Here is a 19,121-nt window from a genome sequence, read left to right as displayed (position 1 = left end):
TAACCCAATGCTGAATGGCGACTAAGGCAAATAAACCGGGGATCCCAAGAAAACCAGAAACAGCAGAAGTGGCAAAATTAATAGGGACATGAATTCCAAAACTGTTTCCTGCAACATTTAGGAAAAATAAGAATAACGCACCAATCAATAATTTAATGGCGGCTTGGCCAACAAATTTTACTGGTTTAATAGGAGAACCAGAAAATAATAATAGAAGAATAAGTCCCCCTAAAACAGAAATGACAACAATTGGTTCCAAAAAAGCTATCCCCTTTCCAGATTACTTTTATTAATAACATATGTACAAGTTATTAAAAAAGACCTGTGAAGTGGATAGCCTTCTCTTTTCATCTTTTTATGGTAACATTCCGCTGTTTCGCTTCTCTTATAAGGAAGAAATATTTCGCTTCTGCAATTTTGGTTTCACAAATCACTTCTTCTGAAGGGTCAAAACTTTTTTCCAATAGAAGTTTTTGCCGTTGGGATTGTTCCTTAAACCGCTGTAATTGAGTTAATAGCTTTTCGTCATATTCATTGCGAAGCCTGCCTTTTCGCCGAAAAAACATGGTTGATTCCTCCGGTAGAGCAAATAAATAGCCCATCATTATTGTGATGCATTGGATGAATCCATTATCATTATAATTCTCTTCGTCCTTCCAATGCTTTTGATAAAGTAACCTCATCTGCATATTCAAGATCGCCGCCAACCGGCAGCCCGTGGGCAATTCTAGTTGTTTTGATCCCTGATGGCTTTAACAGTCGAGAAATATACATAGCCGTTGCTTCCCCTTCAATGTTAGGGTTTGTTGCTAATATGACTTCCTGGACCGATTCATCCTGCAGCCGTTTTAATAAATCAGGGATATTAATATCCTCAGGACCAATGCCATCCATTGGTGAAATCGCACCATGCAAGACATGGTACAACCCATTAAACTCCTTCATCTTTTCCATCGCAATAACATCCTTAGGATCTTGAACAACACAGATGATGCTCTTATCGCGGCGGACATCCTCGCAGATATAGCATGGATCCTGGTCTGTAATATGCCCGCATACAGAACAATACGTTAGATTTCTCTTTGCATTTACTAAGGCCTTAGCAAAATCTAATACAGTATCTTCCTTCATACTTAAGACAAAAAAAGCCAGACGAGCGGCTGTTTTCGGGCCGATACCTGGCAACTTCATAAAGCTGTCAATCAGCTTTGAAATCGGTTCTGGATAATGCATTTTTTATTATTCCTCTCTTAAAAAGGAAGATTCATTCCTTTAGTAAATTGCCCCATTGTATTGTTTGTCAGCTCTTCCGCTTTCTTAAGCGCATCATTGGTTGCTAATAGTACAAGGTCTTGAAGCGTTTCAACATCTTCCGGATCCACTGCCTCCGGGTTAATTTTTACTTCTAAAATCTCTTTATGGCCAGAAACCACGACAGTCACCATGCCTCCGCCTGCAGTTCCTTCAATCTTTTGCTGGCCTAACTCTTCTTGAGCCTCTGCCATTTTCTTTTGCATTTTTTGCATTTGTTTCATCATATTTTGCATATTTCCCATTCCGCCACCGCGCATCATTTTCATTACCTCCAATTTTTTTAATCAATTATTTCAACAAATTCAGCACCAAACAATTTTTTCGCCTCCGCAATGTGAGGCTCTTCTTCCGGCTTGGAGTCATTACTCTCTCCACCGTCGGTATGCTGGTTATTTAAAAAGTCTTCCCGGATCGCTGACCATTGATCTTCAGGAACACCTAGTAATAATAATTTTTTTCCTGTTAATTCATGCAAAGCATTTGTAATCGTGTCGAGAAAAACGCTGTTATCCATTGCCATTTGGCAATGTATTTCATGTTTGAATTTCAAAATAAAGGCATTGGCTGAGGCCGCAACGGGCTCAGCTTCATTTAATAAGGCTGCATGAGACTTCATCAACCTTGACCGCATTTCGGACCATATACCTTTGAGTTGATTCAAATCCCCTTTTGTAGCACTTCGTAACACTTCATTAATTTTCCCGACTGCCGGCTGAAATCCTTTTCTGGACGATCGATGAGCCTGTTTTTGTGCCGGTGCTGGTGTTTCATGCGAAACAGTCAGTCCGCCTGCTTTTAATTGATTTACTTCCTGTTCAAGCTGATCAATTTTGGCAAGCAATTTTGAGATTTGGTCAGACGGAACAGGTTCTGTCTGCTTTATCTCTGTCTGGCACATTTTCACGATGGCCACTTCCAAAAAAATCCTCGGGTGATTAGTCCACCGCATTTCCTGCTGTGTTTTATTCAGTAATTCAATCAACTGATAAATGGCTTGAGTAGGAATTGATTCTGCTATTAGGCGGAAGTCATCATCGAGCATAACTCTTTCAAGTGATTCTTCGAGTGTCGGTGCTGTTTTATACAGCAGCATATCCCGATAAAATAGAATCAAATCTTCAATAAACCGTGCAGGGTCCTTCCCATGAAACAAAAGCTCATCCAACACTTCTAAACCACTTGCAACATCCTTCTCTTGAAAGGCATGGGCTATTTTATTTAAAAAACCTTGTGAGACTGACCCCGTTACAGTTAATGCATCCTCTACTGTGACTCGCTCCTGGCTAAAGGAAATCGCCTGATCCAGTAAACTTAACGCATCACGCATTCCGCCTTCTGCTGCCCTGGCAACCATATGTAATGCTTGGTCGTCACAATCGACACCTGTTTCCTCAACAATTAACTTCATTCTGTTCACGATCGCTTGCGCGGTGATGCGCCTGAAGTCAAAACGCTGACATCTTGAAATAATCGTAAGTGGGATTTTATGAGGTTCGGTGGTTGCTAAAATAAAAATAACATGCTTCGGTGGTTCTTCTAATGTTTTTAACAGAGCATTAAAGGCGCTAATAGATAGCATATGCACTTCATCGATGATATAGACCTTGTATTTAACCGCAGTAGGAGCGAATTTGACTTTGTCCAAAACATCCCGCATTTCTTCGACCCTGGAGTTGGAAGCCGCGTCAAATTCTAAAACATCCGAAATGGTTCCATTTGTAATTCCTAAGCAGGCCGGGCATTCATTGCACGGTTCTGAAACAGGTGCACGCTCACAGTTAACTGCCTTTGCCAGAATTTTCGCTGCACTGGTTTTCCCTGTACCTCTGGGTCCGGAAAAAAGATAAGCATGTGAAATTTTCTGTTGAAGCAGGGCGTTTTGCAATGTCTTGGTCACATGCTCCTGTCCAACGACATCGAAAAATTGCTGTGGACGCCAAACACGATATAAAGCCTGATAAGCCAAGTAACACCGCCCCCTTCTAAATTTTCATCTCATTTATTATACCGTAACTGTCCACAAAGTGAAATCATAAGAATAGACAAAAAACTCATCTCGCGAATCTGAGATGAGTTAATGATAAAGGAATATGTAATAACTGCCGTGCACCTTCCTTTGACTGGCGCCCATAAGCGTTACTTAAGCAGTTAGCTCGGCCCAGGCGACCCTGCGGCACATGGGAGCGTCCACTTAATGCTGCTTCCTTCCGGACCTGACATGGTTCATGGATTCCCATTGCGCAGGACCCGGGCGTCAACACCACTTACTTAAGGCAGACCCTACAGGCCACCAGCCTCGGGAAGGGATTCAGTCCCGCTAGAGCGGATTGCGGATACAGGGCACCGCTACCTCCCCACCTAGCACGGCAAAGTTGATACCAATGTTTAGTGCGTCGTATCTGACGCTTTTTTAGTATACTAACATTTAATGAAAAAAGCAATCCTTATCATTTGTAAATTACTGTAAATCCCCATTGTTCTGTTTCTTCTCTTGCTTTCTTTTTTCCCGGATTTTGCGAAAAAATGCCGAAAGCAGTTGCCCGCACTCTTCCGCCATTACACCTTTTACAACTTCACTTTGATGGTTAAACCGGTCATCCTGTAACAGGTTCATAAAAGTCCCAGCACATCCTGCCTTAGGGTCAGATGCCCCATAAACCACCTTTTTTACCCGAGACAAAATAATCGCTCCGGAACACATGGGACATGGTTCTAACGTGACATAAAGAGTGGCATTTTCTAATCGCCACGAGCCAATTTCCCGGCATGCTTGATCAATCGCCAGCAATTCCGCATGTGCAACAGCACTTTGCTGACTTTCCCGTAAATTATGTGCCCGGGCAATAATCTTGTCCTCAATGACAACGACAGCTCCAATCGGTACTTCGTTTAACTCTTCTGCCTTTTTTGCTTCCTTTATTGCTTCTATCATAAAATGGTCATCATAATTCTGTTCCACTTACTTGTTCCTTTCATATAACTGGTTTAAATTTTCCACACTAAAGGGAAAGGAGTGATAATGATGAATGATATCCGCCCTGCCCTCATTATTATTGACATGATTAATGACTTTGATTTTTCCCATGGCCCTATTCTTGCCAAAAAGGCACTTAAAATCGCCATGCCTATTAAAAAATTAAAGGATGACTTTAATACCAGAAATCTTCCCGTCATTTTTATCAATGATCACTATAACTTATGGCAGGCTGACTATACAAAAATAATTGACTATTGCCGAAATAAATGGAGTAATCCTATTTTACAAATTTTACTTCCCGAAGAGAACGATTTTTTTCTAATCAAACCAAAGCATTCTGCATTTTATGAAACGGCTTTGAATACACTTCTCTTTCAATTAAAAGTAAACACTCTCGTATTAACGGGGATTGCCGGAAATATATGCGTTTTGTTTACAGCCAATGATGCCTATATGCGCGAGTACCGATTACATGTTCCAAAGAATTGTTTGGCATCTGCTGATGATGAGGATAACCGATATGCCCTAACGATGATGAAGAATGTTTTAAAAGCCAGCACCCAGCCAAGCAATCAGAAAATTTATTGGAAATAATAACATCTAAACCCTCCCGCATTCATAAATTAGTTATAGTGCAAGTTGTGTTCTAAAACAAATAATTGGGAACATACCTATCTAACAAGAAATAGAATGCAAAATGAAAAAGAGAAGGGGAGGTATTTTTGTGCATATTCATGTGGTTCAAAAAGGGGAAACTCCATGGCAGATAGCGCATCGATATGGTGTAAATTTAAATCAAATGCTGCTGATGAATCAGCTTCCTAACGAACATGCAATCCTTGTTGGGCAAGCACTTCTTATACAGGATCCGGAAAGCGAGTATGTTTTCCAGCGCGGTGATAATATCCAAACCATTGCAGCCCGGTACGGTATAACTGCAGATGAGCTTTTAAAAATGAACAATATTGTCAATGCCGGACTCATCTACCCGGGTCAGGTGTTGGAGGTTCCGATCCTTCATAAAGTTCTGCCTGGTGAAACACTGCCCGCCATTGCCCGTAGGCATGGAACGACTGTTCAAACCATTGTTTCGGTAAATCATTTATCCTCCACTCATATTCATGCAGGGCAAGTACTTAGAATACCAAGGCCAAAGGAACCATCTATTGAAGTGAATGCTTTTACAGAACCATCTGCACCGGGAACCCAAGAAGCACGACATGTCGCTCCTTATTTAACTTATTTAAGCCCCTTTGGCTATCGGATGCATGTGGATGGCAGTTTAGAGCCATTAAATGATACGGCACTGGTGCAGTCCGTAATTGCCAATAATGTTGTTCCAATGATGGCGATTACCAACTTTTCTACGACTGACCCTGGGACGAAAACGGCCCATGCGATTCTTAGCAATCCTGATGTCATTACAAAATTACTGGACAATGTTGTCAGTATCATGAAATCGAAGGGTTATCGCGGATTAAATATCGACTTTGAGAATGTCAGGGAAACGGACCGCGAGCTTTATAATCAATTTCTCAGGAAAACTGTCGACAGGCTTCATCCACTAGGTTATTTTGTCTCTTCTTCACTCGCACCAAAAACAAGCACCGGGCAAAAAGGGTTGTTATATGAAGCACATGATTACAAAGCACATGGAGAAATTCTCGACTTTGTTGTTCTCATGACTTATGAATGGGGCTACCGGTTTGGACCGCCGCAGTCCATTTCACCGATCAACCAAATCAAAGCCGTATTAGATTACGCCGTTACCGTCATTCCGAGAAATAAAATTTTTATGGGGTTCCAATTATATGCCCGCGACTGGGTACTCCCGCATGTTGAGCATGTTGAAGCGGAAACCTTTAGTATGCAGGAAGCGGTCCGCCGCGCAGTCGAGAACAAGGCTGAAATTCAATATGAACATAAAACAGAAACTCCATTTTTCCGGTACCATGGTGCGGATGGAAAGACCCATGAAGTTTGGTTTGAGGATGCACGGAGTGCGCAGGCAAAATTTGATCTAGCTAAGCAATATCGCCTCAGAGGCATTAGTTATTGGGTATTGGGTTATCCGTTCCCGCAAAACTGGGCCCTTCTTGGCAATAATTTTACGATCATTAAAAAGTAATCTTATATAAAATTTTATGACAAAAACTGTCGTCATTCGGCAGTTTTTTTATATATTTGACATAAAACTGACATCTACTAAATATTCCATATCCCTTCCTGCGACAGATTATGATAAAATATTCTTTGTGTCTTTTAGAAATGATAAATTACCTAGTTATATCTAGTTAAACATAGAAACAGCAGGCAGTTGGAGAAGGAGGACTTGCAATGGGGGATACACCCTTTATTACCGTTGAAGGGCCGATTGGTGTAGGCAAAACATCTCTTGCCAAGGCCATTTCAAAACAGTTCAATTTTGCTTTATTAAAAGAGATTGTTGATGAAAATCCATTCTTAGGGAAATTTTATGAAAATATCGAGGAATGGAGCTTCCAAACGGAAATGTTTTTTCTCTGCAATCGCTTTAAGCAATTAGGGGATATCAACACCCATTACTTGAGCAAACAACAATCAGTCGTTGCGGATTATCATATTTTTAAAAATCTGATCTTTGCTCAAAGAACACTAAATTCTGAGGAATACCAAAAGTACTTTAGAATTTATCAAATATTGACAGAAGATATGCCGAAACCCAATGTCATTATTTATTTAAATGCAAGCCTTGATACCCTATTAAAACGAATTAAAATAAGGGGACGGGAAGTCGAAAAAAATATTAGTCCCTTATATTTGGAACAGCTATCCATTGATTATGAAAATGCCATAACGAGCTTTGAACAGGCACATCCAGAGGTCCCCGTACTTCGCTTTAACGGCGATGAGCTGGATTTTGTAAAAAATGAAGATGACCTGCAACATATTTTTGATCAGCTGGCAAAATCGTTAAAACAAAAGACAAACACATTATAAGAACGGGGGATGTTCGTGAGTATCGTCATTGGTGGTATGATTGGACTTGGAAAAACAAGTGTCGCAGATACATTAAATGCACACTTTCAAAATAGAGGAATCGAAAGCAAGGTTTTTTATGAAGCGGTGGATGACAATCCCATTCTTCCCCTTTACTATGAATTGACACCTGAGGAACTAGATGCAAAGCGTATTCCTTTCCTCTTGCAGCTATTCTTCTTAAATAAACGTTTTAAAACCATAAAAGAATGCATCAATTGGCAGGAGCCCCTTTACACCATTCAGGATCGTTCCATTTATGAAGACTGGTATTTTGCCTATGTAAATAAAAACCTTGGCAGAATCTCTGATTTGGAATTTAAAATATATGAAGAGCTTGTTGAAAATATGATGGAAGAGCTGAATCAGCTTCCTAAAAAAGCTCCGGATTTAATGGTTTATTTAAAAGGCTCCTTTGATACCGTAATTGACCGCATTATGGCGCGCGGCAGAAGCTTTGAAATTAACCCGGAATTAAAAGAGTATTACTTTGAGGTTTGGAAAGGCTATGATGAATGGGTTATCAATCAATACGATGCCAGTGAAGTATTAATCATCGATATGGATACAACTGATGTGGTAAATAGTGATGAAGATGCCATTCGCGTTTGCCGCGATGTGGAAGAAAAATTAAATGAAATATTAGGTAAAACAAAAGCACATATCGGTTAAGATATGTGTTTTTTGTTTTTCGAACATAAAAAAACCGCTACATTTCTGTAACGGTTTTTTATCTCCAGTTTTATGCGCGATTGAATATTTGTAAGTTATGGCGGAGGAAGAGGGATTCGAACCCCCGCGCGGTTTAACCCGCCTGTCGGTTTTCAAGACCGATCCCTTCAGCCGGACTTGGGTATTCCTCCGTAACAACAAAAACTAATTTATCATATTCCGAATCCAATGTCAAACAATAAATAAATCATTTTCGGACGGAATTCCTCCCGCCCGAAAAAATAAATCTTACTCTGGTTTTATAACATTTCGATTGCCCATATATGGCTGTAAAACAGTCGGTATGACCACACTGCCATCCGCCTGCTGGTAATTTTCCAATATTGCGGCGACCGTACGGCCAATCGCAAGGCCAGATCCATTCAATGTATGCACATGCTCCGGCTTAGCCTTTGGATCGCGGCGGAAGCGAATATTGGCACGACGAGCCTGGAATGCCTCGAAATTACTGCAAGAAGAAATCTCCCGGTATGTTCCATAGCTTGGAATCCACACTTCAATATCGTACTTTTTCGCGGCCGTAAAGCCAAGGTCACCCGTACACATGCTAAGGACCCGGTATGGAAGCTCAAGCAATTGCAGAACACGTTCCGCATCATTTGTTAGTTTCTCGAGCTCGTCATAAGAATCCTCTGGCTTAACAAATTTAACCAACTCTACCTTGTTAAATTGATGCTGGCGAATCAGACCGCGCGTGTCACGTCCTGCAGAACCTGCTTCAGAGCGGAAACACGCACTGTACGCCGCAAAGCGAATCGGCAGATCCTCACCGCTTAAAATTTCGTCGCGATGATAGTTGGTGACAGGCACCTCTGCAGTAGGAATTAAAAAATAATCCTCACTTTCGATTAAAAAGGCATCTTCTTCAAATTTAGGCAACTGCCCTGTGCCTGTCATACTTGTTCGATTCACCATATAAGGCGGCAGGATTTCTTTATAGCCATGCTCATCGACATGAAGGTCCAGCATAAAGTTCATTAACGCACGCTCTAAACGGGCTCCAAGACCTTTATAAAAAACAAAACGGCTGCCGGTAACTTTACCAGCACGTTCAAAATCAAGGATTCCTAATTGGTCGGCAACGTCCCAATGCGGCTTTGCTTCAAAATCAAATTCACGTACCTGGCCCCACTTTCGAATCTCCACATTATCATCTTCAGATTCTCCAATCGGTGTGCTTTCATGGGGAATATTTGGAATACTTAATAGTAAAAGCTCCAATGTTTCTTCTACACCGCGCAGTTCATCATCCAATACCTTAATGCGGTCACCTACTTCACGCATTTCTTGAATCAAATGATCGGCATCCTGTTTCTCACGTTTTAATGCTGCAACCTGCTGTGAGACCTCATTGCGTTTGCTCTTCAGCTGCTCTGCCTCAACAATTAATTCACGCCGTTTTAGATCAAGCTCTTCAAATCTTCCGAGGTCGGTTAAATCTTCGCCGCGATGCTGAAGCTTTTCCTTTACTTCAACAAAATTTGCCCGTAATACTTTAATATCAAGCATGGACGTTTCACTCCTTTTTAAAAATAAAAAAACTCCCGCCCCTATAAACAGGGACGAGAGTTACCCGCGTTACCACCCTGGTTGACAGAAACTTCTGTCCACCTTGAAAAATTTAACGGTTTCTACCGAAAGTACTTACTTGCTCCAAAGAGCGTTCCGCACCTTGCTCGAGGATGGATTCACAAGTTCCATTCACCGGTTTACACCAGCCACCGGCTCTCTTTTAGAATGACTTCCTGCTACTAGTTCCTCTCATAGCTTTAAGCATATGAATGATTTGTATTTTATAATCTACTATAATTATCCACAAAATGCAATGTATTTATACAAATTGTTTCGCCTTCGCTTCTTTAACCATCTCAACAAAGTAAGCTGTAAAGAGATGATTTTCTGTTAATTCCGGGTGGAAGGAGCATCCCAGGAATTGGCCTTCCCGTGCGGCGACAATGCGGTCATTGTGCTTTGCTAGGATTTCAACCTCTGGTCCTGCTTCGACGATGTGCGGCGCACGAATAAACACGGCTGGGAAGCATCCGGCTACATCCTTGATATCAAGGTCAGCCTCGAAGCTGTCAACCTGACGGCCGAAGGAGTTGCGTTCGACCGTAACGTCCATTACCCCTATATGCGGCTCACCATAATCAACAATATTTTTCGCTAAAAGAATCAACCCCGCGCAAGTCCCGAACATCGGCTTACCTGCTTGAGCAAATTCCTTAAGGGCATCCATAAAATCATATTTATCAATCAATCGGCGCATGGCGGTGCTTTCTCCGCCAGGAAGGATGAGGCCATCTACCTCTTTTAACTGCTCTTTTCTTTTTATGGCAATGGCTTGCACACCGCATTCCTCTACTGACTTAATATGTTCACGTACAGCGCCTTGCAAGGCTAGAACTCCTATCGTTACCATAAAAATGCTCCTTATGCTTTGAACTTTAGAATACGGCGATTCTTTTTTCTTATTACCAGCCGCGCTCTTGCATGCGTGCTTCAGGGGCCAAGGAAGAAATTTCAATTCCCTTCATCGGTGTTCCAAGGTCTTTAGAAAGCTCGGCAATTAATTTATAGTCTTGGTAGTGTGTTGTTGCTTCCACAATCGCTCTTGCAAATTTTGCAGGATTTTCGGATTTGAAAATTCCGGAACCAACAAATACTCCGTCAGAACCTAATTGCATCATAAGAGCTGCATCCGCAGGAGTGGCTACTCCACCTGCTGCAAAGTTAACAACTGGAAGACGTCCAAGACGTTTGATTTCTAGAAGAATTTCATATGGTGCACCTAAAAGCTTTGCTTCAGTCATAAGCTCGTCCTCATTCATGGCAACAACCTTGCGCACTTGTGCATTTACCTTACGAATATGACGAACGGCTTCAACGATGTTCCCTGTTCCAGGTTCACCTTTTGTACGAAGCATGGAAGCACCTTCACCAATTCTGCGGGCAGCTTCGCCAAGATCACGGCAGCCGCATACGAATGGAACGGTATATTCCTTTTTATTTAAGTGGAACTCTTCATCAGCAGGTGTTAAAACTTCACTTTCATCAATGTAATCTACACCCATTGCTTCAAGAACGCGTGCTTCCACAATATGGCCAATTCTTGCTTTTGCCATAACCGGGATTGAAACAGCATTTAAAACCTCTTCAACGATTCGTGGATCAGCCATTCTGGCTACACCGCCGGCTGCACGAATATCGGAAGGTACACGCTCTAATGCCATTACAGCAACTGCTCCAGCCTCTTCTGCGATTTTTGCTTGCTCTGCATTGACAACGTCCATAATAACGCCGCCCTTTTGCATTTCTGCCATACCACGTTTTACACGATCCGTACCTGTTAACATTCCAAATCCCCCTTAACTTTACTATTAGAAATTTTTAGATAAATTCAAACGGAAATTATTATGCTTCCTTTATGACAATATCAACAAAAAAGGATTCATGTCAAGACATGAATCCTCTTTTCTTATCTTGGAATAATATCCAATGTTTCCCTCTATTTAAACCAGCCTTTTACTGTCGTGGATATTCCATGGAATACATCACCAAAAAAGCTGCCAACGCCTCTCATCATCAGAACAAACCAATTAGCTTTTTCAACATCCTGTGCGGCCACTACATCGATATTAGCACTCTTTTGTCCCTCTGGTGTTAAGAAACTTACCTTGTCGCCATTCTTGGAGGTTACTGTTAAATAACCAATTTTTTCCCCTTTTTTAATCGGAGCAGTCAAGTTTCCATTCTTGTCCAACATCTTCTTATCCAAAACTAGCACCGGTTGATAATTTTGTTTATCACCGTTCGCAATTGTCATGTTTAGAGCAGATTTTGTATAGATCTCGACTTCACTTGCTTTTCCTTTCGTTACAGGAAGAGTTTTATGTCCTTTTACCTGGTATTGGGCTGGCACCAATTCTTGGTTTGAAAACGTATTAAAGGCATAATCAAGCATTTTTCTTGTTTCGGTAAAACGGGCATTTTTATCACCGGTTTGCCCCTGTGCATTCTTTGCATTTTGGATAACTGTGATAAACCTTTGGCCATTACGCATTGCCGTACCCGTAAAACAAGCACCGGCAAAATTGGTTGTCCCTGTTTTTAATCCATCCATCCCTTGATAACCATAAATAAGACCTGGGAGCATCCAGTTCCAATTCTCCATGTTAATCGCATCAGGAGTGCCCGGACGGAATACCTTTTTTGGAATACTTGCCGTTTTTAAAACATCAGGAAAGTCATTAATTAAGTGAAATGCTAAAGTGGCAACGCTTCGAGCGGACATCGCATTTTCATCAGTAGGACCTGTCCCTTGCGGCTGTTCGCCATGATAATCACTATTATTTAAACCAGTAGAGTTAACAAATTTATAATCCTTTAACCCTAATGATTTTGCTTCATTATTCATTAATTTTAAAAAGTTTGTTTCAGAACCGGCAATAACTTCTGCAAGTGCAATGGTTTCAGCATTCGCAGAATAAATGGCCATTGCATCATATAATTCCCGTACCGTATACACACCATCACGACGCAAGGGAACATTGGATAATTCACGTTTTTGAGACATCTTATAGACAAGATCATCTACAGAATATTTTTGATCCCACTTCACTTTTCCATTTTTAACGGAATCAAGAAGAATATATTCCGTCATCATCTTGGACATACTCGCAATACCTAGCAAACTATCAGCGTTTTGTTCAAACAAAACCTTTCCAGTTTTACCATCGACGATAATGGCACTGTCAGCATTGACCTTTAATGGTGGTGCTGCTGCTTCAGCTTTATTTATCCCGGTAAATAGGCTAAAGAACATAATCAATGCCAATCCACCAGGTATACATTTTTGATAAAAACGTTTTTTCACTATAACGCCCTCCAACGAATTAATACACCTTGGTTATTTTAACACAAGTCTTTGGCAAATCCTAGCGAGAGCAAAGACCTAATCTTTTTCCATATTCTATACTTTTTTCCTAAAAAAAAGAGAAGCAGCTGCTTCTCCTGTTTATGATAGTGAATAATTAGGTGCCTCTTTTGTGATTTGCACATCATGCGGGTGGCTTTCTTTTAGACCGGCACCTGTCATCTTGATAAACTGTGCATTATTTCTTAATTGCTCTAAATCCTTCGTGCCGCAATATCCCATACCTGAACGCAGCCCGCCAATTAATTGATAAATTGTTTCGGCTAATGGACCCTTATAAGGAAGGCGGCCTTCAATCCCCTCAGGGACAAACTTTTTATTTTCCTCTTGGAAATAGCGGTCTTTAGAACCCTTTTCCATAGCGGCAACAGACCCCATTCCGCGATACACTTTAAATCGCCTTCCTTGGAAGATTTCCGTCTCTCCTGGGCTTTCAGATACACCGGCCAATAAACTGCCGAGCATAACCGCATGCCCGCCGGCAGCCAGTGCCTTCACAATGTCTCCAGAGTACTTGATTCCGCCATCAGCAATGATTGTTTTCCCATGCTTCATGGCCTCAGTGGCACAATCGTATACGGCTGTAATTTGCGGTACGCCGACCCCCGCCACGACTCTGGTTGTACAAATGGAGCCTGGACCAATTCCGACCTTCACAACATCGGCTCCTGCTTCGATTAAATCTTTTGTTGCTTCAGCTGTTGCAACATTCCCAGCCACAATCGTTAAATTCGGATAAGCGTTCCGAATCTCTTTCACTGTATCCAGCACGCCTTGCGAATGGCCATGGGCTGTATCCACTACGATGACATCGACGTTCGCTTTGACAAGCATATCCACCCGCTTCATCGTGTCCTTCGTAACGCCAACAGCTGCCCCTGCTAATAGACGGCCTTGCGTATCTTTGGCAGAATGAGGGAATTCAATCACCTTTTCGATATCCTTGATTGTGATTAATCCTTTTAACACACCATGATCATCTACTAATGGCAGCTTTTCAATTTTGTATTTTTGCAGAATTTTTTCTGCTTCTTTCAATGTAGTCCCTACTGGAGCCGTAACGAGATTTTCCTTCGTCATTACATCTGAAATTTTAAAAGAATAGTCCTGATCCTGAATAAAACGGAGGTCTCTGTTGGTGATTATTCCCACCAATTTCTGATCATCAATGTTATTAACAATCGGGACACCGGATATGCGATATTTCCCCATAAGATGCTCTGCATCAAATACTTGGTGCTCCGGAGTCAAGAAGAAGGGATCGGTGATGACGCCACTTTCCGATCTTTTTACCTTTTCTACCTGCTCGGCCTGCTGATCAATGGTCATATTTTTATGGATAATTCCTAAGCCGCCCTGCCGCGCCATTGAAATCGCCATTTCAGCTTCTGTAACTGTATCCATGCCCGCACTAATGATTGGTATATTTAGCTTTACATTTGGCGCCAATTCCACCTTTAAGCTAACATCACGCGGAAGTACTTCAGACTTACCTGGAATTAATAAAACATCATCAAACGTTAAACCCTCTTTTGAAAATTTGTTTTCCCACATCATTTAAAAGGCCTCCAGGACAAAATTTTTTTATTTGTAGGTTATCAATTGGACAAAATACTGTCAAGAGCCAAGTTTTAATTAGATTTTTCTGAAAAAGGTGATTATGTGGATATCCCATATTTAGGGTGGAAAAGCTTTTCCTGTTTTTTTTCGGCAGAATATTGTCAAACCTATTTGAAAAATAGCTATAAAAGGAATAATTTGGAGAATCCTGAACAAAAAAGCTACGAAAATTGTTATGCCTTTTTATATTATTTGGAGCATGGTCAAATCTATTACGAACAGGCGGAAGCAGCACCGCTTATTATTAAACCAATTCTCTTATTTTATGGGCTAGTCCACTTGATTAAAGCATGCATTCTTTCCATTGATCCCTTTTATCCGGAAACAACAACGGTGCTGGCACATGGGGTTTCAACAAGGAAGAGAAAAAAACAAAATTACCAATTCTTCCAAGATGAAGTCAAACTTCAAAAAAATGGCCTTTTTCCTTTTATGTCTGAGAAAATGTTCCACATGAAACAGTTAGAAGGAGAAAAAATCATTATGGAGGAATTGCTGCGGCTGATCCCCGAATTAGATGAGCTGATGTTTTTGTTTGAGGGAAAGCGCGCTTTTACAAAAATACAGGCTCAAGGAAATCAATATGTTATTCCAGAAAAGATTTTAGACTATTACCATATGACAGAAAGCCGCTTTCGAGAGTATTTAACTTCTAAAGCAAACATTGATTTTCCAAATGAGGGACTTAATTTTGAATTTAAAAAGAATACCCAAAGGGGAATTTCACCGCTCAAATTTCACTTTGAAGGTAAGTTTTATGTCCTGCCCTTAACCAAAAGTGAGCTTGCTCATTTTCCGGAGCTGTTGGTCCATTATTTGCTGTTATATAACTTAAGTATGATTGCCCGCTATGAAACGGAATGGTGGAGTGAATTAACGAAGATGATGCCTAATCGCGATTATCCGGTTATTCGATCATTTTTGGATGTTACGATACATAAAGGGCCGTTTCTTATTTATGAGTTTTTGATGGGGGGAATTTAGGTGATATTTTTTAGTTTGTAATTTGGGGGGATTTAAGAATTTTATGTGCCACTTTGAATGATTTATGTGACAACTTCCTTTTTCGGCAGTTAAAAAGGTAATTTTTCTTTCCTTTATTGTAGTAAAATTCCTTTTTTATTAAAAATCGTTTTATTACATTTTACGGTTTATGTGCCAACTTGAATGATTTATGTGCCGTTTTCGTTTATTTATGAGCTGCTTTTTTGAATTTATTTGTCACTTTCAACGGTTTATGTGCCACTTCACTTCCACCCATACAAAGAAGACAACCCATTACAGGTTGTCTTCTTTATTGCCTGGCAACGTCCTACTCTCACAGGGGGACAGCCCCCAACTACCATCGGCGCTGAGAAGCTTAACTTCCGTGTTCGGGATGGGAACGGGTGTGACCTTCTCGCCATTATTGCCAGACTATTTGCTTGAGAGATCGTTCCCTCAAAACTAGATAATACAGAAGAAGTTTTCGTAAAAACGAGGTAATCATTTTGGTTAAGTCCTCGATCGATTAGTATCAGTCAGCTCCACATGTTGCCACGCTTCCACCTCTGACCTATCAACCTGATCATCTTTCAGGGATCTTACTAGCTTGACGCTATGGGAAATCTCATCTTGAGGGGGGCTTCATGCTTAGATGCTTTCAGCACTTATCCCGTCCGCACATAGCTACCCAGCGATGCCTTTGGCAAGACAACTGGTACACCAGCGGTGCGTCCATCCCGGTCCTCTCGTACTAAGGACAGCTCCTCTCAAATTTCCTGCGCCCACGACGGATAGGGACCGAACTGTCTCACGACGTTCTGAACCCAGCTCGCGTACCGCTTTAATGGGCGAACAGCCCAACCCTTGGGACCGACTACAGCCCCAGGATGCGATGAGCCGACATCGAGGTGCCAAACCTCCCCGTCGATGTGGACTCTTGGGGGAGATAAGCCTGTTATCCCCAGGGTAGCTTTTATCCGTTGAGCGATGGCCCTTCCATGCGGAACCACCGGATCACTAAGCCCGACTTTCGTCCCTGCTCGACTTGTAGGTCTCGCAGTCAAGCTCCCTTATGCCTTTACACTCTGCGAATGATTTCCAACCATTCTGAGGGAACCTTTGGGCGCCTCCGTTACTCTTTAGGAGGCGACCGCCCCAGTCAAACTGCCCACCTGACACTGTCTCCCACCCCGATGAGGGGTGCGGGTTAGAATTTCAATACAGCCAGGGTAGTATCCCACCGACGCCTCCACCGAAGCTGGCGCTCCGGCATCTCAGGCTCCTACCTATCCTGTACAAGCTGTACCAAAATTCAATATCAGGCTACAGTAAAGCTCCATGGGGTCTTTCCGTCCTGTCGCGGGTAACCTGCATCTTCACAGGTACTATAATTTCACCGAGTCTCTCGTTGAGACAGTGCCCAGATCGTTACGCCTTTCGTGCGGGTCGGAACTTACCCGACAAGGAATTTCGCTACCTTAGGACCGTTATAGTTACGGCCGCCGTTTACTGGGGCTTCGATTCAGAGCTTCGCTTTTAAGGCTAACCCCTCCTCTTAACCTTCCAGCACCGGGCAGGCGTCAGCCCCTATACTTCGCCTTGCGGCTTCGCAGAGACCTGTGTTTTTGCTAAACAGTCGCCTGGGCCTATTCACTGCGGCTCATCGAGGCTATTCACCTCAATGAGCACCCCTTCTCCCGAAGTTACGGGGTCATTTTGCCGAGTTCCTTAACGAGAGTTCTCTCGCTCACCTTAGGATTCTCTCCTCGCCTACCTGTGTCGGTTTGCGGTACGGGCACCTTTTATCTCGCTAGAGGCTTTTCTTGGCAGTGTGGAATCAGGAACTTCGGTACTCTATTTCCCTCGGCATCACAGCTCAGCCTTCACGGTGAACGGATTTTCCTATTCACCAGCCTAACTGCTTACACGCACATATCCAGCAGTGCGCTTACCCTATCCTCCTGCGTCCCCCCGTTGCTCAAACGATAAAGAGGTGGTACAGGAATATCAACCTGTTGTCCATCGCCTACGCCTTTCGGCCTCGGCTTAGGTCCCGACTAACCCTGAGCGGACGAGCCTTCCTCAGGAAACCTTAGGCATTCGGTGGATGAGATTCTCACTCATCTTTCGCTACTCATACCGGCATTCTCACTTCTAAGCGCTCCACCAGTCCTTACAGTCTGGCTTCAACGCCCTTAGAACGCTCTCCTACCACTGACACCTAATGGTGTCAATCCACAGCTTCGGTGATACGTTTAGCCCCGGTACATTTTCGGCGCAGAGTCACTCGACCAGTGAGCTATTACGCACTCTTTAAATGGTGGCTGCTTCTAAGCCAACATCCTGGTTGTCTAAGCAACTCCACATCCTTTTCCACTTAACGTATACTTTGGGACCTTAGCTGGTGGTCTGGGCTGTTTCCCTTTTGACTACGGATCTTATCACTCGCAGTCTGACTCCCACGGATAAGTCTTTGGCATTCGGAGTTTGTCTGAATTCGGTAACCCGATGAGGGCCCCTAGTCCAAACAGTGCTCTACCTCCAAGACTCTAACAACGTGAGGCTAGCCCTAAAGCTATTTCGGAGAGAACCAGCTATCTCCAAGTTCGATTGGAATTTCTCCGCTACCCACACCTCATCCGCGCACTTTTCAACGTGCGTCGGTTCGGGCCTCCATCCAGTGTTACCTGGACTTCACCCTGGACATGGGTAGATCACCTGGTTTCGGGTCTACGACCACATACTCAAAACGCCCTATTCAGACTCGCTTTCGCTGCGGCTCCGTCTCTTCAACTTAACCTTGCATGGGATCGTAACTCGCCGGTTCATTCTACAAAAGGCACGCCATTACCCATTAACGGGCTTTGACTACTTGTAGGCACACGGTTTCAGGAACTATTTCACTCCCCTTCCGGGGTGCTTTTCACCTTTCCCTCACGGTACTGGTTCACTATCGGTCACTAGGGAGTATTTAGCCTTGGGAGATGGTCCTCCCTGCTTCCGACCGGATTTCACGTGTCCGGCCGTACTCAGGATCCACTCAGGAGGGAACGAAGTTTCAACTACAGGGCTTTTACCTTCTATGACGGACCTTTCCAGATCGCTTCATCTACCCCGTTCCTTTGTAACTCCATGTTGAGTGTCCTACAACCCCGAAAGGCAAGCCTTTCGGTTTGGGCTGTTCCCGTTTCGCTCGCCGCTACTCAGGGAATCGCGTTTGCTTTCTCTTCCTCCGGGTACTTAGATGTTTCAGTTCCCCGGGTCTGCCTTCAATATCCTATGTATTCAGATAAAGATACTGCTCCATTACGAGCAGTGGGTTCCCCCATTCGGAAATCTCCGGATCAAAGCTTACTTACAGCTCCCCGAAGCATATCGGTGTTAGTCCCGTCCTTCATCGGCTCCTAGTGCCAAGGCATTCACCGTGCGCCCTTTCTAACTTAACCTAAAAGGTTTTACTCTAATTCAATAGAGAGAAAAACTAAAATGGCGATTAACTCGATGTTTTACTTGACTTCTTCATTACGATTATCTAGTTTT

At 42.7% G+C, this 19,121-nt stretch carries 16 protein-coding genes, 1 tRNA gene, 2 rRNA genes, 1 other RNA gene and 1 other annotated feature (1 of these 21 cut by a window edge); of the genes, 5 read left to right on the top strand and 15 right to left on the bottom strand.

The window, feature by feature from the left end:
• The 7 genes from ACZ5XR_RS27300 to tadA all read right to left on the bottom strand — a co-directional run.
• Nucleotides 1–259, bottom strand: partial view of a pro-sigmaK processing inhibitor BofA family protein gene (locus ACZ5XR_RS27300; RefSeq protein ID WP_464499557.1) — the 5' portion only. It extends 5 nt beyond the left edge of the window; only the first 259 of its 264 coding nucleotides appear in the window; it begins with the start codon at nt 257–259; its stop codon lies beyond the left edge, outside the window.
• A gap of 88 nt (nt 260–347) precedes the next feature.
• Nucleotides 348–566 (bottom strand): YaaL family protein, encoded by a 219-nt coding sequence (locus ACZ5XR_RS27295; protein ID WP_464499556.1) that lies wholly within the window; start codon nt 564–566, stop codon nt 348–350.
• A 70-nt stretch (nt 567–636) separates the two neighbouring features.
• The gene (gene recR / locus ACZ5XR_RS27290; protein WP_464499555.1) at nt 637–1,233 is read right to left on the bottom strand and encodes a recombination mediator RecR; all 597 of its coding nucleotides are present in this window, start codon (nt 1,231–1,233) and stop codon (nt 637–639) included.
• Between the two features lie 17 nt (nt 1,234–1,250).
• Nucleotides 1,251–1,571: a YbaB/EbfC family nucleoid-associated protein gene (locus ACZ5XR_RS27285; protein ID WP_464502455.1), complete on the bottom strand. Its 321-nt coding sequence runs from the start codon at nt 1,569–1,571 to the stop codon at nt 1,251–1,253.
• A gap of 23 nt (nt 1,572–1,594) precedes the next feature.
• On the bottom strand, nt 1,595–3,280 hold the full coding sequence (gene dnaX / locus ACZ5XR_RS27280) for a DNA polymerase III subunit gamma/tau (protein WP_464499554.1): 1,686 nt from the start codon (nt 3,278–3,280) through the stop codon (nt 1,595–1,597).
• A gap of 136 nt (nt 3,281–3,416) precedes the next feature.
• Nucleotides 3,417–3,681: signal recognition particle sRNA large type (gene ffs / locus ACZ5XR_RS27275), an RNA gene on the bottom strand.
• A gap of 91 nt (nt 3,682–3,772) precedes the next feature.
• A complete protein-coding gene (gene tadA, locus ACZ5XR_RS27270; protein ID WP_464499553.1) occupies nt 3,773–4,273 on the bottom strand; it encodes a tRNA adenosine(34) deaminase TadA in 501 nt (166 codons plus the stop codon).
• A gap of 63 nt (nt 4,274–4,336) precedes the next feature.
• On the opposite strand from tadA, the gene ACZ5XR_RS27265 reads away from it, so the two are divergent.
• The 4 genes from ACZ5XR_RS27265 (at nt 4,337) to ACZ5XR_RS27250 (ending at nt 7,981) form a co-directional block, all read left to right on the top strand.
• Nucleotides 4,337–4,885, top strand: a complete 549-nt coding sequence (locus ACZ5XR_RS27265; RefSeq protein WP_464502454.1) for a cysteine hydrolase family protein — start codon at nt 4,337–4,339, stop codon at nt 4,883–4,885.
• A gap of 130 nt (nt 4,886–5,015) precedes the next feature.
• Nucleotides 5,016–6,419 (top strand): glycoside hydrolase family 18 protein, encoded by a 1,404-nt coding sequence (locus ACZ5XR_RS27260; protein ID WP_464499552.1) that lies wholly within the window; start codon nt 5,016–5,018, stop codon nt 6,417–6,419.
• Nucleotides 6,420–6,628: 209 nt separating this feature from the next.
• Entirely contained in the window at nt 6,629–7,270 is a 642-nt protein-coding gene (locus ACZ5XR_RS27255) for a deoxynucleoside kinase (RefSeq protein ID WP_464499551.1), read from the top strand.
• Between the two features lie 9 nt (nt 7,271–7,279).
• A complete protein-coding gene (locus tag ACZ5XR_RS27250) occupies nt 7,280–7,981 on the top strand; it encodes a deoxynucleoside kinase (RefSeq protein WP_464499550.1) in 702 nt (233 codons plus the stop codon).
• 98 nt (nt 7,982–8,079) lie between these two features.
• On the opposite strand, the gene ACZ5XR_RS27245 is transcribed toward ACZ5XR_RS27250, so the two are convergent.
• The 6 genes from ACZ5XR_RS27245 to guaB form a co-directional block, all read right to left on the bottom strand.
• Nucleotides 8,080–8,172, bottom strand: a tRNA-Ser gene (locus ACZ5XR_RS27245).
• 97 nt (nt 8,173–8,269) lie between these two features.
• Nucleotides 8,270–9,550 (bottom strand): serine--tRNA ligase, encoded by a 1,281-nt coding sequence (gene serS, locus ACZ5XR_RS27240; RefSeq protein ID WP_464499549.1) that lies wholly within the window; start codon nt 9,548–9,550, stop codon nt 8,270–8,272.
• Between the two features lie 46 nt (nt 9,551–9,596).
• Nucleotides 9,597–9,815: a binding site (T-box leader), on the bottom strand.
• Between the two features lie 57 nt (nt 9,816–9,872).
• Nucleotides 9,873–10,463: a pyridoxal 5'-phosphate synthase glutaminase subunit PdxT gene (gene pdxT, locus ACZ5XR_RS27235; protein WP_464499548.1), complete on the bottom strand. Its 591-nt coding sequence runs from the start codon at nt 10,461–10,463 to the stop codon at nt 9,873–9,875.
• A gap of 52 nt (nt 10,464–10,515) precedes the next feature.
• Nucleotides 10,516–11,397 (bottom strand): pyridoxal 5'-phosphate synthase lyase subunit PdxS, encoded by an 882-nt coding sequence (gene pdxS / locus ACZ5XR_RS27230; protein WP_464499547.1) that lies wholly within the window; start codon nt 11,395–11,397, stop codon nt 10,516–10,518.
• Nucleotides 11,398–11,549: 152 nt separating this feature from the next.
• The gene (locus tag ACZ5XR_RS27225) at nt 11,550–12,866 is read right to left on the bottom strand and encodes a serine hydrolase (RefSeq protein ID WP_464502453.1); all 1,317 of its coding nucleotides are present in this window, start codon (nt 12,864–12,866) and stop codon (nt 11,550–11,552) included.
• Between the two features lie 192 nt (nt 12,867–13,058).
• A complete protein-coding gene (gene guaB, locus ACZ5XR_RS27220; RefSeq protein WP_464502452.1) occupies nt 13,059–14,531 on the bottom strand; it encodes an IMP dehydrogenase in 1,473 nt (490 codons plus the stop codon).
• 108 nt (nt 14,532–14,639) lie between these two features.
• Here guaB and ACZ5XR_RS27215 point away from each other — a divergent pair, with 108 nt between their 5' ends.
• Complete coding sequence (locus tag ACZ5XR_RS27215) at nt 14,640–15,581, top strand: YaaC family protein (RefSeq protein WP_464499546.1); 942 nt, start codon at nt 14,640–14,642, stop codon at nt 15,579–15,581.
• A 315-nt stretch (nt 15,582–15,896) separates the two neighbouring features.
• On the opposite strand, the gene rrf is transcribed toward ACZ5XR_RS27215, so the two are convergent.
• Nucleotides 15,897–16,013, bottom strand: a 5S ribosomal RNA gene (gene rrf, locus ACZ5XR_RS27210).
• A 74-nt stretch (nt 16,014–16,087) separates the two neighbouring features.
• Nucleotides 16,088–19,027: ribosomal RNA gene (locus ACZ5XR_RS27205) — 23S ribosomal RNA — on the bottom strand.
• Between the last annotated feature and the right edge of the window lie 94 nt (nt 19,028–19,121).

It is taken from the genome of Neobacillus sp. Fa239, assembly GCF_055395235.1.
Note: the sequence above shows the minus strand (reverse complement) of the source record. Positions and strands in the feature narration are given on the sequence as shown.